Origin of the sequence: Candidatus Magnetaquicoccus inordinatus, from assembly GCF_004217665.1 — a bacterium.
Taxonomy (GTDB): domain Bacteria; phylum Pseudomonadota; class Magnetococcia; order Magnetococcales; family Magnetaquicoccaceae; genus Magnetaquicoccus; species Magnetaquicoccus inordinatus.
Genome location: NZ_RXIU01000096.1, coordinates 1 through 12,872, shown reverse-complemented (window position 1 = coordinate 12,872; position 12,872 = coordinate 1). Strand labels below are relative to the sequence as shown.

Annotated in this window: 13 protein-coding genes and 1 pseudogene; 7 read left to right on the top strand and 7 right to left on the bottom strand. The window is 51.9% G+C overall.

What is annotated here, in order from left to right:
• Window positions 1–245: 245 nt before the first annotated feature.
• Complete coding sequence (locus EJP87_RS08655) at window positions 246–770, bottom strand: DUF3828 domain-containing protein (RefSeq protein WP_227657542.1); 525 nt, start codon at window positions 768–770, stop codon at window positions 246–248.
• A 714-nt stretch (window positions 771–1,484) separates the two neighbouring features.
• A complete protein-coding gene (locus EJP87_RS08650; protein WP_130471465.1) occupies window positions 1,485–2,402 on the bottom strand; it encodes a lysozyme inhibitor LprI family protein in 918 nt (305 codons plus the stop codon).
• Between the two features lie 337 nt (window positions 2,403–2,739).
• Between EJP87_RS08650 and EJP87_RS08645 the strand changes: the two genes are divergently transcribed.
• Entirely contained in the window at window positions 2,740–3,060 is a 321-nt protein-coding gene (locus EJP87_RS08645) for a hypothetical protein (RefSeq protein ID WP_130471464.1), read from the top strand.
• A gap of 76 nt (window positions 3,061–3,136) precedes the next feature.
• On the opposite strand, the gene EJP87_RS08640 is transcribed toward EJP87_RS08645, so the two are convergent.
• The 4 genes and pseudogenes from EJP87_RS08640 to EJP87_RS18985 all read right to left on the bottom strand — a co-directional run.
• Entirely contained in the window at window positions 3,137–3,865 is a 729-nt protein-coding gene (locus EJP87_RS08640) for an amino acid ABC transporter ATP-binding protein (protein ID WP_130471463.1), read from the bottom strand.
• Window positions 3,862–4,536, bottom strand: a complete 675-nt coding sequence (locus tag EJP87_RS08635) for an ABC transporter permease subunit (protein ID WP_130471462.1) — start codon at window positions 4,534–4,536, stop codon at window positions 3,862–3,864. Before EJP87_RS08635 ends, EJP87_RS08640 begins: the two co-directional genes overlap by 4 nt.
• Window positions 4,533–5,252, bottom strand: a complete 720-nt coding sequence (locus tag EJP87_RS18990; protein WP_420886852.1) for an amino acid ABC transporter permease — start codon at window positions 5,250–5,252, stop codon at window positions 4,533–4,535. Before EJP87_RS18990 ends, EJP87_RS08635 begins: the two co-directional genes overlap by 4 nt.
• 72 nt (window positions 5,253–5,324) lie before the next feature.
• A pseudogene (locus tag EJP87_RS18985) lies at window positions 5,325–6,188 on the bottom strand (glutamate/aspartate ABC transporter substrate-binding protein); the annotation flags it as partial.
• 273 nt (window positions 6,189–6,461) lie between these two features.
• Between EJP87_RS18985 and EJP87_RS08625 the strand changes: the two are divergent.
• Both EJP87_RS08625 and EJP87_RS18820 read left to right on the top strand, forming a co-directional pair.
• Window positions 6,462–7,661 (top strand): HD-GYP domain-containing protein, encoded by a 1,200-nt coding sequence (locus EJP87_RS08625; RefSeq protein ID WP_130471461.1) that lies wholly within the window; start codon window positions 6,462–6,464, stop codon window positions 7,659–7,661.
• Window positions 7,662–7,679: 18 nt separating this feature from the next.
• Window positions 7,680–7,811, top strand: coding sequence for a hypothetical protein (locus tag EJP87_RS18820; protein ID WP_265332116.1), 132 nt, complete (start codon window positions 7,680–7,682; stop codon window positions 7,809–7,811).
• An 87-nt stretch (window positions 7,812–7,898) separates the two neighbouring features.
• On the opposite strand, the gene EJP87_RS08620 is transcribed toward EJP87_RS18820, so the two are convergent.
• A complete protein-coding gene (locus tag EJP87_RS08620; RefSeq protein WP_130471460.1) occupies window positions 7,899–8,558 on the bottom strand; it encodes an NYN domain-containing protein in 660 nt (219 codons plus the stop codon).
• A gap of 551 nt (window positions 8,559–9,109) precedes the next feature.
• Here EJP87_RS08620 and EJP87_RS08615 point away from each other — a divergent pair.
• Genes EJP87_RS08615 through EJP87_RS18455 form a run of 4 tightly spaced genes read left to right on the top strand, consistent with a single transcriptional unit; the run spans window position 9,110 to window position 12,208 of the window.
• The gene (locus EJP87_RS08615; RefSeq protein ID WP_130471459.1) at window positions 9,110–11,176 is read left to right on the top strand and encodes a carbon starvation CstA family protein; all 2,067 of its coding nucleotides are present in this window, start codon (window positions 9,110–9,112) and stop codon (window positions 11,174–11,176) included.
• A 5-nt stretch (window positions 11,177–11,181) separates the two neighbouring features.
• Complete coding sequence (locus EJP87_RS08610) at window positions 11,182–11,406, top strand: YbdD/YjiX family protein (RefSeq protein WP_130471458.1); 225 nt, start codon at window positions 11,182–11,184, stop codon at window positions 11,404–11,406.
• Between the two features lie 57 nt (window positions 11,407–11,463).
• Window positions 11,464–11,868 carry a hypothetical protein gene (locus EJP87_RS08605; RefSeq protein ID WP_130471457.1) on the top strand — a complete coding sequence of 135 codons (405 nt, stop codon included), beginning with the start codon at window positions 11,464–11,466 and terminating at the stop codon, window positions 11,866–11,868.
• A gap of 34 nt (window positions 11,869–11,902) precedes the next feature.
• Complete coding sequence (locus tag EJP87_RS18455) at window positions 11,903–12,208, top strand: hypothetical protein (protein ID WP_130471456.1); 306 nt, start codon at window positions 11,903–11,905, stop codon at window positions 12,206–12,208.
• Window positions 12,209–12,872: the final 664 nt, after the last annotated feature.

Below are 12,872 nucleotides of genomic sequence, written 5' to 3'. Positions count from 1 at the left end.
CACCAGAAGCGAATGCGAAGCATTCGCGCACGCCGCGACAATCGGTGCCCCGCAGGGGCACTCTTTGGGAGGGCGGACGCCCGACAGGCACAGTTTCGCTTGTGGCAACAGTGAGGAAATGAGCAAATATGATTGACCTGGGCTGCACCCGGCCTATGGCAGGCACCCTTGCCGCAAACAGACGAACGGCCGTCTTATAGCAATGGCTGCTGCGCTGTTTGGCAGGCACCCTTGTTACCTTGTGATTAATCTGTCACCGAGGTTGCTTGGTTGCTGCCCGGTGGTGGCAAGGGGCTCTCATCGGCATCGCTCTGCGTGGTCTGTAAAAGCTGCCGCAACGAGCTGCCCGTTGCTGAAACTATATCTGCAACCTGCCAGCAAGCGTTGGGATTGTTGCGCTCCAGTTGCAAAGTGGCCGACTGTTTCTCTTTTTTGCCATCCATGACAAAGAGATAGTGCATGGCGACCGTGGCTGATCGGTTGTCACCAGAGAGCAGTCGAAAGGAGATCGGTTTTTTGATCTCGCCATCCTGGGCGCCGCTCCAGGGATCGGCTTCGATGGCACACAGCTCTCCTTGTTTCTTGCATTGGTACTCCTGAGCAAGCCCATACAGCAATCCCGCCGTGACCAAACCGCGCAGTTGTTTGGGATCCTGCAGATAAAACTCAGAATAGCGCTTGTAGAATGTTTCGGCAGCAGCAAGCTGACTTTTGCCCAGACAGGGCGGAGCCACCGTACCCACAGCCTGTACCGTGGCGGGAACAAGCAACAAAAGCATCCATATTATTTTGAACAAAGAGAAGACTCCTTAACCATTTGCAAGAGAGAGTATCTTTTGCACCACCGAGGGCAAGCTGTGACCAGTACAGGGTATCATCCCCTCTGCGGCGTTGTGGAGCAAGTGAAAAAGCAGGGTAAAAATCAGAAAACTATTATGGAGGTCCAGGAGGAGATTATCTCCTCCTGGTGGGTGCAGGGCAAAGCCCTGCTGAAAATGTGCGGCGTTTCACCAGAAGCGAATGCGTAGCATTCGCGCACGCCGCACCAATCTGTGCCCCGAAGGGGCACTCTTTGGGAGGGCGGACGCCCGACATGCACAGTTTCGCTTGTGGCAACAGTGAGGAAACTGGCAAATGCGCTTGCCATGAGTGAAAAAGTGAGGAAAATGGAGGTTGTGCTGGCTTTCGTTATTTGTAGCTATTCAGGTTTGTGCTGGCTCGCCAGCTCTACCCCCATGGGGATGCTGTGCAAATTGGCGCAAAAATACGCGCCAATCCGCACAGCTTGCTTCCATTAGGCGCGCTGCGCCGACGCAAAAAGCGCGTCGGCTTAGTTTGAAAAGCGCGCCAAAGGCAAAAGATAAAAGATAAAAGATAAAAAGCAAAAGATAAAAGATAAATTCCCAGAGGCTTTGCCTCTGGACTCCACCAGGGAGGTGCCCTCCCTGGACCCCCAGTTGTTCTTGGTGGTGAATAGTTCACCATTATTTTTTCATCTGTGGCACTATCTGCAAACGCAATGGTCGGCTGCGCAAATCATAAGAGGCCGACAGATCGATAGCTTGACCATTGTGCAAATAATAAAGCGAAATCAAACAATGGCCCGGCTTATCCTCCTCTATGTGCGTTGACCCTTTCAATTCCCATTCGGGACGGGCTCTGCGGGCGGCTGCCATCACATCCAAATAGATCTGCTCCGCATCACAACGCTGTGCCATGGGCAAAACCTCTGCTGGTGCAACACCTTGACGAATATATTCCGCAGCCAGCGTTCCCCCATCGTCACACAACAAACGAACCCTGTCCGGTTGCACTTTGCAGTGCCGCTCCACCCTTTTGCCATCCTCTGTCTGGATCAATAATAACGGATAGCGAGCATCTGGCCATGGGGAGACACTATCTACCTCATAACGCCCGGCTTCGCCCTCTTCAGTAAACAGTTGCCCATCAGCAGTAAAACGCAACTGCTCTTTGCCCGTAAAACCACCTACATAGAGTGCAGGAAAAAGCGAAGAGGGTGCCGCACTCTGCCCCACTGCACCATCCGAAAACTCCTGTAAACGCTGCTCATAAACCTGCAACAAACACTGCACACTACTGCACTGGTTGCGCACCTGTTTCAACCACTGCATCTGTTGCCGCTGCACAGCCTCCTTATCTGCGGCTGCACGCCGCACCTGACTGTACCTCTCCCCCAAAGCCAAATCTGCCGCAGCCAGTTTGGAGTCAGAACAAATCAATTTTTCAATGCCTGTTTGCGCCTTGCCACAATCAAAACTGGCAACGCTGACAGCACTCTGCCTGCTGGCCTGTTCACTGGCCTGTAGCAGCCCGGTTGGCAAAAAAAATACCCCCAACAAAAATAGCAGCAGACAGCCAAGAGATCGGTAGCAAAAAGTCATACACAAACACTCCTCAATGAGATGCAGTCGAAAAAGCTCAACACCAACAGCAATACGGGTGCAGCATATGCTGCAGCCAACAGATTGCTGCAAGCAAATAAAGAGAGCCTATTTACAATAACTTACAACTCAACATCCCGCAAACATCCGATTTTCCTGCAGCAAAACGAACAACCTGGCACAGAGAATCTGCAAACGATAACCTGTTAAAAATATTAGATTATCTGGCAACAACCCTGCTGGCATGTTTCCTGATGTAAGGAATGGCAACGAACACTCCCATTTTGGACAAGGTTCGCCAGTTAACCATTTCATTCCTTATAAGGAGCAGCAGATTATGAAAATCTCATCCATTCGTCCCGTACATCGTGTATTGATGGCCCTGGTGGCTCTATTTGCCATTGCGGTCATGGCGCGCCTGCAACTGCAAGGCTATTTACCCTTATTGGCAGGCATGGCAGTCAGCATTGCCATGATCGGAGTGCTGTTGCGTCTCTCCTTCAGCGCCTATAACCGCCCACAACGGCCTCTCAGCAAAAACCATGCACCCGCTGCTGCCGTCGCAAAAGTCGCCTCTGCAGCCCGTGTCGAGCACATGCACTTTCACACCCCAACACAATCCGTTGCCGATATGAAAGCGGTTGCAACCTCTGCATAAGGTTACAGCCGACTGTCCGCTCCCTCTTGTCTTGGGATGAGAGGGAGTGGCACAAGAGAAAGAAAAACAGGTAAAATTAGCGGGAGAGCAGACGGGAAAGAAACTGGACTGCTCTTTCAGTTTGTGGAGCAGCAAAAAAATCAGCACTGGGGCGATCTTCAAGAATCTGCCCTTGATCCATAAAAATCACCCGATCAGCAACCCGACGCGCAAAACCCATCTCATGGGTGACACACATCATGGTCATCCCCTCCTTGGCCAATTCAACCATCACATCCAATACCTCATTGATCATCTCAGGATCCAAGGCAGAGGTCGGTTCATCAAACAACATACAGATGGGATCCATGCACAAAGCACGGGAAATGGCAACACGCTGTTGCTGACCACCAGAAATCTGTCCAGGATATTTCAGGGCATGTTCCCGCAACCCCACCCGATCCAAAAGACGCATACCCTTCTCTTCGGCTTCCTCACGGGAACGTTTGAGCACCTTGACCTGAGCCAGACAAAGATTATCCAACACCGTCATTTGCGGAAACAGTTCAAAATGTTGGAAAACCATGCCGACACGGGCACGCAAACGGGTCAGATCAGTACGCGGATCATGCAGCGACTGACCATCAACAATAATCTCCCCCTCCTGGAAGGGTTCCAAAGCATTGACACATTTAATCAGGGTGGATTTGCCTGATCCCGAAGGACCGCACACCACCACCACCTCGCCGGGATTGATTGCGACGCTGCATTGGGAAAGCACACGAAATGCACCATAATATTTGGAAACGTTGCGGATGGAGATCACCGGATCCTCCTCTTTTGCAGACGGGCAACCAGTTGGGAAGCCAAAAAGCTGATCAAAAAATAGATGAGCCCGGCCAGCAGCAACATTTCGACCAAATGGCCATCCCGATCACCCAGTTTGTGGGCGGTACCAAAAAAATCGGACAATCCAATCACATAGACCAAAGAGGTATCCTGAAACAGAATGACCGCCTGGGTCAACAGCAGAGGCAACATGTTGCGGAAGGCTTGCGGCAGAATGATGATGCGCAAGGTCTCTTGGCGGGTAAAGCCAAGAGCCAAACCGGCATCAAATTGCCCACGCGAAACACTGAGAATGCCAGCACGCATAATTTCCGAATAGTAGGCAGCCTCAAAAAGGGAAAAGGCTACCAAAGCCGAAGTAAAGCGAATATCTTCGACCGCATTGCCGAAAAGAGCGTGCATCAACTGCGGCACGATGAGAAAAAACCAGAGAATAACCATCACCAAGGGCACAGAACGAAACAGATTGACATAGAAGGTCGCAAACCATGCCAAGATTCTATTCTGAGACAGACGAGCCAGCGCCAGCACGGTTCCCCAGGCAATGCCCAATACCACAGCAATCAAGGTAATGCGGGCAGTCAAAGCCAGACCACTCATCAGGGCAGGCAGGTTGGCAAGCAGATAATTTCCCTCCAATACGCTCATGTTTTGCCTCCGCTGGTAAAGCGGGGAATGCGCACAACACTTTCCAAACGACGCATGGCAAGCATCACCAACACATTGATCAACAGATACAGCACAGTCACGGAGATGAATGCCTCATAAGGCTGGGCGGTATAATCGACCAACTGTTGCGCCTGCCGAGAGAGTTCAACCAAACCAATGGTGGTCGCGACTGCCGAGTTTTTGAAAATGTTCAAAAATTCACTGGTCAAAGGCGGCAAGGTGATGCGCAAGGCAACCGGCAACAAAACAAAACGATAAACCTGCGGCAGATTCATCCCCAGGGCGAGACCAGCATTTTTGCGGCCAGGCGGCAGGGATTCAATGGCGGTACGCACCTGTTCGATAATGCGGGCGGCGGTAAAAAGACTGAGACAGAGCCAGGCAGCAAAAAATTGTTGCCAGAGCGGATGCCACTGTTTAATCGCATCACCCCAAACATCGGGCAGCAGCTCCGGCAGGACAAAATACCAGGTGAAAAGCTGCACCAAAAGCGGCACATTGCGAAACAGCTCGACATAGGCTTTGGCAAACAAAACCAGATACGGTTTGCTGTTGACCGTGCGCAAAACTCCCAAAAATATCCCCAACAACAACGCTACACACCAGGAGCTCAAAGAGAGCAATACCGTCCAACGCAATCCCTCCCACAGCCAATCCAGATAGGTGCCACCACTTGGAGTTTTGCTCAAGAGCACCTGCCAATTCCATTGATAGCCTTTGCCCGCTGCAAGAGCAGAGCCTGCAGAGTGACTCTCCTGCCCATCACCATCAAAAGAGATGTCGTTGGGATCCTCATAAAGCAGGCGCATCGGTTCCGAGAGCGGAAAATCCAGATTGAGACCTTTGGGCGGAATGGGTGTGGTAAACCATTTGTTGTAGATGCGTTCCGCTTCGCCAGAGAGCATCATGCGGGTGATCACGGCATTGACCAGACGCTTGAAATCAGGATCATCTTTGCGCAACATGCAGGCATAAACCTCCAAGGTCACCGGCGGTCCGGCAATCATCCAATCCTGGGGATTTTTGGCCTTGGCCCGTTCGCCATAGAGCAGAGCATCATCCATCATGAAAGCCACAGCCCGTCCGGTTTCCAAAGTCAAAAAAGCCTCGCCATGATCTTTGGCGCTGATGATATTCATGCCCATCTGCTTGTCATCGTTCATGCGCCGCAACAGCCGTTCCGAGGTGGTGCCAGCAGTGGTGACCACTGTTTTTCCAGCCAAATGGGGAAAATCGAGCAGACCTGAGTTGCTGCGGGTCATAAAACGGGTACTGACCACAAACAGACTATTGGAAAAGGCTACCTGCTTGCGCCGTTCGGCATTGTTGGTGGTGGAGCCACACTCCATATCGACCGTGCCATTTTGCACCAAGGTAATGCGGTTGGCAGAGGTGACCGGCATGAGACGCACGTTCAAATCAGGAAGATCGAGACGGCTTTTAATCGCCTCAACAATTTTCAGTGCAAAGGTGTGCGAATAGCCAACCACCTCCTGATTGGCACCATAATAGGAGAAAGGGAGCGAGGATTCGCGATGACCAATGGTGATGACCTTGTTTTCTTTGATTTTTTGCAGCGTGCCACCATCCGCATGCAGCGGCAATGCCGAAAGCAGCCCAGAGCAAAACAAGACAAGGAAAAGGAGCCACGGTGGTTGCAAAGTGATTGACCGTCAAGCAGCAATTTTTTATTGAAAGCCAGTAGGATGGCCAACTTATCCCCCCCATCCGCCAGAGTATGGATAGCACATTTGCTGCTCTTTTTGCACTGTTTTACAAGCAACCAGAAAGAAAAAATTGGCTTACTCCAATATATCGGTTATTTATAGACTTTGCGCAATTTTGCCATGATTGAATCTGGTCAAGGGATGGATTGACTCACTCAATAAACAGGGAGAACCGCTTTGAAATTCAGTCTCAATCAATTTTTGTCAGGCTTATCGCTGGCATTGGATTGTGTGGAGAGCGAATTGTTGGGAGTACGCAGCCACCATGGGCGACGGGTAGCCTATTTGGCGATGCGTTTGGGAAAACTGGCTGATTTTTCGGCACAGGAGTTGTTTGACATCGCTGCCTTTTCGCTGCTGCATGACAATGGTTTGGCCGAAGAGAGCCTCACCCGCCAACTGCATCCTGAGCAACGTTTGCGCCATATCGAAAATGATCCGCAACATTGTCTGATAGGGGAGGCCAATATTGCAGCATTTCCCTTTCAGACAGAGATACGCGATGTGGTCCGCTACCATCATGAACATTGGGACGGCTCAGGTTTTTTTGCGCTGCGGGGGGAGGAGATTCCCTTGATGGCACAGATGGTCGGCTTGGCAGATTATACCGATCTGGTTTGTTGTTTTTCCGAAGCGGGTAGTCGCGAGCGGGTCCACAGCTTTTTGGCCAGCCATAAAGGGACTACATTTTCCCCCCGTTTGCTGGAGATGTTCCAGGAGGTAGCCAGCTCGACCGCTTTTTGGCTGGACATGCAGGATCCCTTTATTGTCCGGGCTTTGGCTGCAGAGATGCCGGAGATCACCATAGAGCAGCAGTGGTCGGAAATTTTGCGCCTGTCACGTGTTTTCAGCCGGATTATTGATGCCAAATCCCGGTTTACTTTACGTCACTCCAGTGGTTTGGAGGAAAAGAGCGCTGTCATGGCCGATTGGTTTGCCCTGCCCGAGGATGAAAAGACCATGTTGCGTATTGCCGCCGCTCTGCATGATGTGGGCAAATTGGCCATCCCCAGCACGATTCTCGATAAACCGGGCAAGTTGGATGAGGCGGAACGACAAAAAATGGCGGAACACACCTATTATACCCGCCGTTGTCTGGAGGGGATCCCCGGTTTTGCGACCATCACCGAATGGGCGGCCAATCACCATGAAAAGCTGAACGGTCAGGGCTATCCCTATGCTCTTACGGCCAACGCTTTACCAGCGCAGGCGCGCCTGCTCACCGTTTTGGACATCTATCAAGCCTTGACAGAAGAGCGCCCCTATCGGCAACCCCTGCCCCACTCTCAGGTATTGGAGATTCTCACCTCCATGGTGGAGCGCGGCGAAATAGATGGAGAGATGGTGGCTGCGGTAAATAGAGCCTTTTCCTCTTAAAAAATAGGGAGCTCTACGTTGGCATCCACCATCCTGAACGCACTGGGTGCAACAGAGATGCGCTTGAAAGTCAACTGGCGCATTCAGAAAAAAATCCTCTGCGTGCTGCTTACAACCATGCCGAACAGTTGCCTGAACAACGCCGGATGATTCAGGCAGTGGCTGATTATTTGGATAATAACAAATAGTCATCAGTCGCCATGTTTGTGCAACCATAAACAATGAAACAAAATATTTTCATTGCCATGTTGATGGTTTCTGTAAAAAGGAGCCATCCGGTAATTGCAAAGGGTTTGGAAATTGTGAAGCAGTCAAGTGATTTTTTCGTATGTGTCTCACAAAACTGGATACTTCCTTTAACTTCTGGTTGGGAAATTTAGCTGGAGTGAGAAGACCAACTTTTTTTCCGAAATCTTGAGTAACTATCTTGATGGGCTCAGTTAGATCACTATCATTGGATAGGACACACGCCACATCAAATGCTCCTTTGAAAGCATCAAGAAGAAGATGACTTGCCAGATTCACATCACTGCCTTTTTCTTCAGTTTTGACTATCCTTACAACATTCGGCCAAGGTGTTGGCATATTTGTTTGAGGTCTAAAATCAGGGGGATGCACCAAACCAGCAAATTTATTTGAGGTTAAAAAAGTTCCAAGATGTATATTAACCTCTGGTATGGTTTTGAGAGCTTTGAAATAGGTCTGTTGCCGTGCAGGTGCTGACGGATCAAACTTACCATGAACACGTGCCGTAAAATATTTTACAGAAGTTATCGTAAAAGTTGGTCCAAGCAAGTTAACGGAAAGATGTTTTATGTGTAGCCATTTTAATTGTGGATTTTCTTTCAACAAGCTGTAGTAAAGATTGAACCCATCTACGTAAACTATAGTTTTCATAAAAAATCCTCCCCAAAAAGGCAAAGGCCGATTCAGAGTACTCCGTTTCGGCCTTTGTACCGACAGTCACGCTGCCAGCGAGTATGTTTTAACGGTAACAACTTTATCCTGTTTAGTCAACAAAAAATTGCAGCCATGTTGGCAGCCATTATCGATGTTATGATGCAACTATTCAGGTTCATGCTGTCTCGCCAACTTTATCTCCATGGGTTTGCCTCTGGACTATACCAGGGAGGTGCCATAACTGTACCAATAGTTGTTTTAGGTGGTGAATAGTTGCGTTATTACTTTTTGTTTTGACATGCCATAACCTTCTCATCGCGTCAACTGCTTCGTCATCCACACCAGACACAGGAGTACCTGCTGCCGCGGGTCTCTGCGGAGGGAACTTCTTAAACATTTTGTCCACGAACTGAGATACGCGGAGAATTCACCGCCTACCTTCAAATAGGTTTGGCATGCGAAAATTCCTTGCTGCATCGACAAGTCGGTTCTAAAAACAAGGGAGTGCTTCTCTTTCGCTTCTGTGCCTTATATTCTGGGGGTGCCGCATGTCCCGATTTGTCAATAGTCTGCTTTGGGCTGGAGTCTCGGTGCTGGGGGCTTTTGCCTTGGCGACCATTGCCCTGCAACAAGGCGAACGTATCAATGCCTTGTGGATGGTGGTGGTCACCCTGGCGGTGTTTATGATCGCCTACCGCTTTTATAGCCGCTTTATCGCTACGCGCGTGATGGAACTGGATGGCCAACGCCTGACCCCTGCGGTGCGTCTCAACGATGGCCTCGACTATGTGCCGACCAATCGCATCGTTTTGTTTGGCCACCATTTTGCTGCCATTGCCGGTGCAGGCCCTCTGGTCGGACCGGTCCTGGCGGCACAAATGGGCTATTATCCCGGCATGTTGTGGCTGCTCTGCGGAGTGGTGCTGGCCGGTGCCGTCCAAGATTCGATGATCCTCTTTCTCTCCATGCGCCGCGATGGCAAATCTCTGGGAGAGATGATCAAAAGCGAATTGGGCGCCATCCCAGGCATGGCCGCCCTCTTTGGCACCTTCATGATCATGGTCATCCTGCTGGCTGTGTTGGCGCTGATTGTGGTCAAAGCCCTGGAAGCCAGCCCATGGGGAACTTTTACCGTCGCCGCAACCATCCCTATCGCCTTGTATATGGGAGTGCATCTGCGCTATTTGCGACCGGGGCGCATCGGCGAAGTCTCGCTGTTGGGCTTTGTGCTGCTCATGGCCGCCATCCTCTGGGGCGGACAGATTGCCCAGCACCCTACTCTGGCACCACTCTTTACCTTTAGCGGCTCACAACTGGCCTGGATGCTGATTTTTTATGGCGGCATCGCTTCGGTGTTGCCGGTGTGGCTGTTGTTGGCCCCCCGCGACTATCTCTCCACCTTTCTGAAAATTGGTACCATTCTGGCCCTGGCCATCGCCATCGTCCTGGTTGCCCCAGAGATGAAAATGCCAGCACTCACCCGTTTCAGCGATGGCAGCGGTCCTGTCTGGGCCGGTTCACTCTTTCCTTTTCTCTTTATCACCATCGCCTGCGGCGCCGTCTCCGGCTTCCACTCGCTGATCGCCTCGGGAACCACTCCCAAAATGGTCGATAACGAGCTGAATATTCGCTTTATCGGCTATGGCGCCATGTTGATGGAATCCTTTGTCGCCTTGATGGCCCTGGCTACCGCCGCCTGCATCGAACCAGGCATCTATTTTGCCATGAACAGCCCCGCCGCTATTCTCGGCGGCTCCGTAGAAAGCGCTGTACGCACCATCTCCGAGTGGGGATTTGTAGTAACCCAGGAGATGATTGTGCAGGCCGCCCAGGATGTGGGCGAACAAACCATCCTCTCCCGAACCGGCGGCGCACCCACATTGGCCATCGGCATGGCACAAATCTTCTCCCACCTGCTGGGCGGCAAGGCCATGATGGGCTTCTGGTATCACTTTGCCATCCTCTTTGAGGCAATGTTTATCCTTACCGCCGTCGATGCCGGTACCCGCGCGGGACGCTTCATGCTCCAGGATCTCTTGGGTCTGCTGCATGCTCCCTTGCGGGATACCGCCTCTCTCCCGGCCAATCTGCTGGCCACCCTGATTTGTGTCAGCGGCTGGGGCTTCTTCCTCTATCAAGGGGTCACCGATCCTTTTGGTGGCATCAATACCCTGTGGCCTCTGTTTGGCATCGCCAACCAAATGTTGGCCGCCGTGGCCCTGATTTTGGCCACTGCAGTGCTCTTCAAAATGAAAAAAGAGCGTTATGCCTGGGTGACTGCCCTGCCCATGACCTGGCTGTTGATTACCACCTTCAGCGCTGCCGCACAAAAATTGTTTCATGAACAGGTCAGAATCGGCTTTTTGGCGCATGCGGCCAAATTTCAAGCCGCACTCGATGCAGGTATCATCCTGGCACCCGCCAAAACCAAAGAACAGATGCAACAGATCATCTTCAATGACCGCATCGATGCCTTTTTGACCCTCTTTTTTATGCTCTTTGTCCTGGTCATTCTCTATTATGGTCTGCGCACCTGTTGGTTGGCCAAAAATGCCCCACAAGTGACCACTCGTGAAACCGAAGCCATCTTGGCACAACCACTTTCCGCAAGGTAAATCCAATGCCCTGGCTACGCTCCTCCGCCCTGCTGGTAAATAACTGCTACTCTTTGCTCAAGGAGATGGCACGCGCAATGATCGGCCTGCCTGACTATCAGCTCTATGTTGCCCACCGCCAACAACAACATCCTGGACAACCGATCCTCAGCGAAGCGGAATTTATCCAGGAACGGCAAGAGGCCCGTTATGGCAAGGGGGGCAGAAACAAAATCATACGCTGCTGTTGATCCTGCCCCCCACTAAAGCTTTGTGAACGCTGGCTGCGGATTATTCAGCCTTTCTGCGTGGATCAAAACGCTCGCCATGATTCGGCGCTGCCGCTCCCCTGGGTCCGTTGTTGTGCGCGACATGGGTGGCATGCGTACTGGCAGCAACTGGCCGTGCTGGCTGCTCCGGCCGAAAATGAGGAGCGGGTGACCCTGCAGAACGTGCTGGCTGCTCCGGGCGAAAATGAGGAGCGGGTGACGCTGCAAGACGTGCTGGCTGCTCCGGGCGATAATGAGGAGCGGATGATGCTGCAGAACGTGCTGGCTGCTCCGGGCGATAATGAGGAGCGGGTGATGCTGCAGAACGTGCTGGCTGCTCCGGGCGAAAATGAGGAGCGGGTGACCCTGCAGAACGTACATGCTGCTCCGGCCTGGAGACAGAAGCGGGTATTATTGCTGGACGGGCATGGTTTTCCGGTCTGAACGGGACAGCGGATCCTATGGCAGGCCGATGGGAATGCTGTTCACCGCGAAACTGCGCTGGCGACACTGCTGGCGGCAATCTGTGTTCGGTTGGAGCATGTGCCGAACGATGGTGCCGATGCTGCTCATCCCGTGGTGGTTGCAAGGGTACATGGCGATGCGCAGAGGGGTATGCCTGCTGTGGATAACCATAATGCCCTGGCTCCACAATAATCACCTGGGGAGGCGGTTCTACAACACGGGAATATTCAACCACAACCTGCGCTGGCGCAGCGTAAATCGGGTTGATCGGTTCTACGACCACAACCTTTTCGATCGGTTGCAAAACAACCCTCTCTGAGGATGGGAGTGGTTGCTCTTGATAAACTGCAACCCCCTCGGCAAAGGGAGCTTGCGCGGTATGAATATGCTGGCAACCGGAGCTGGTGAGCAAAAGAGCTATCAGAAGGAGCAGTGGCTTTCTCATGGTTGTTCTCGTCTGGGCTGCATGAATGGATTGAAGAAGCTGTGTGAGCTTGTGAATAAATCGTCGCGAGCAAGCACATGGGCAAGGCACAGGCGAATAAGCGACGAGACATATCAAGCAGATTGCGAGGAGCAAATGAGCCTGCAACGCCGCCCATGGGCTGCACAGTAGATTTATTCACAAGCTCTGTGCACTCGTGGCCTGGAATAATCTCCAAAGGCCGCCTGGGTTATGGATAGAGACGGTCACGAAGCGGCTTTTTGTCGCTGCAAATGCTCATTTTTGGACAATGGGCAAGCGCGTTTGTATAATTCTGCACCGTTGCCATAAACTGACACGGTGCAGGTCGGGCGTCCGCCCTCCCAAAAAGAGTGCCCCTGCGGGGCACAGATTGTCGCGGCGTGCGCGAATGCTGCGCATTCGCTTCTGCTGAAACGCCGCTCGATGCAAGGGCTTTGCCCCATATGCGCTAACATGTTTTCCCCGATACAGCCATTTGTCGCTTACGTTTTCGCGGTGATTCTGCCAGTTGGGTCAG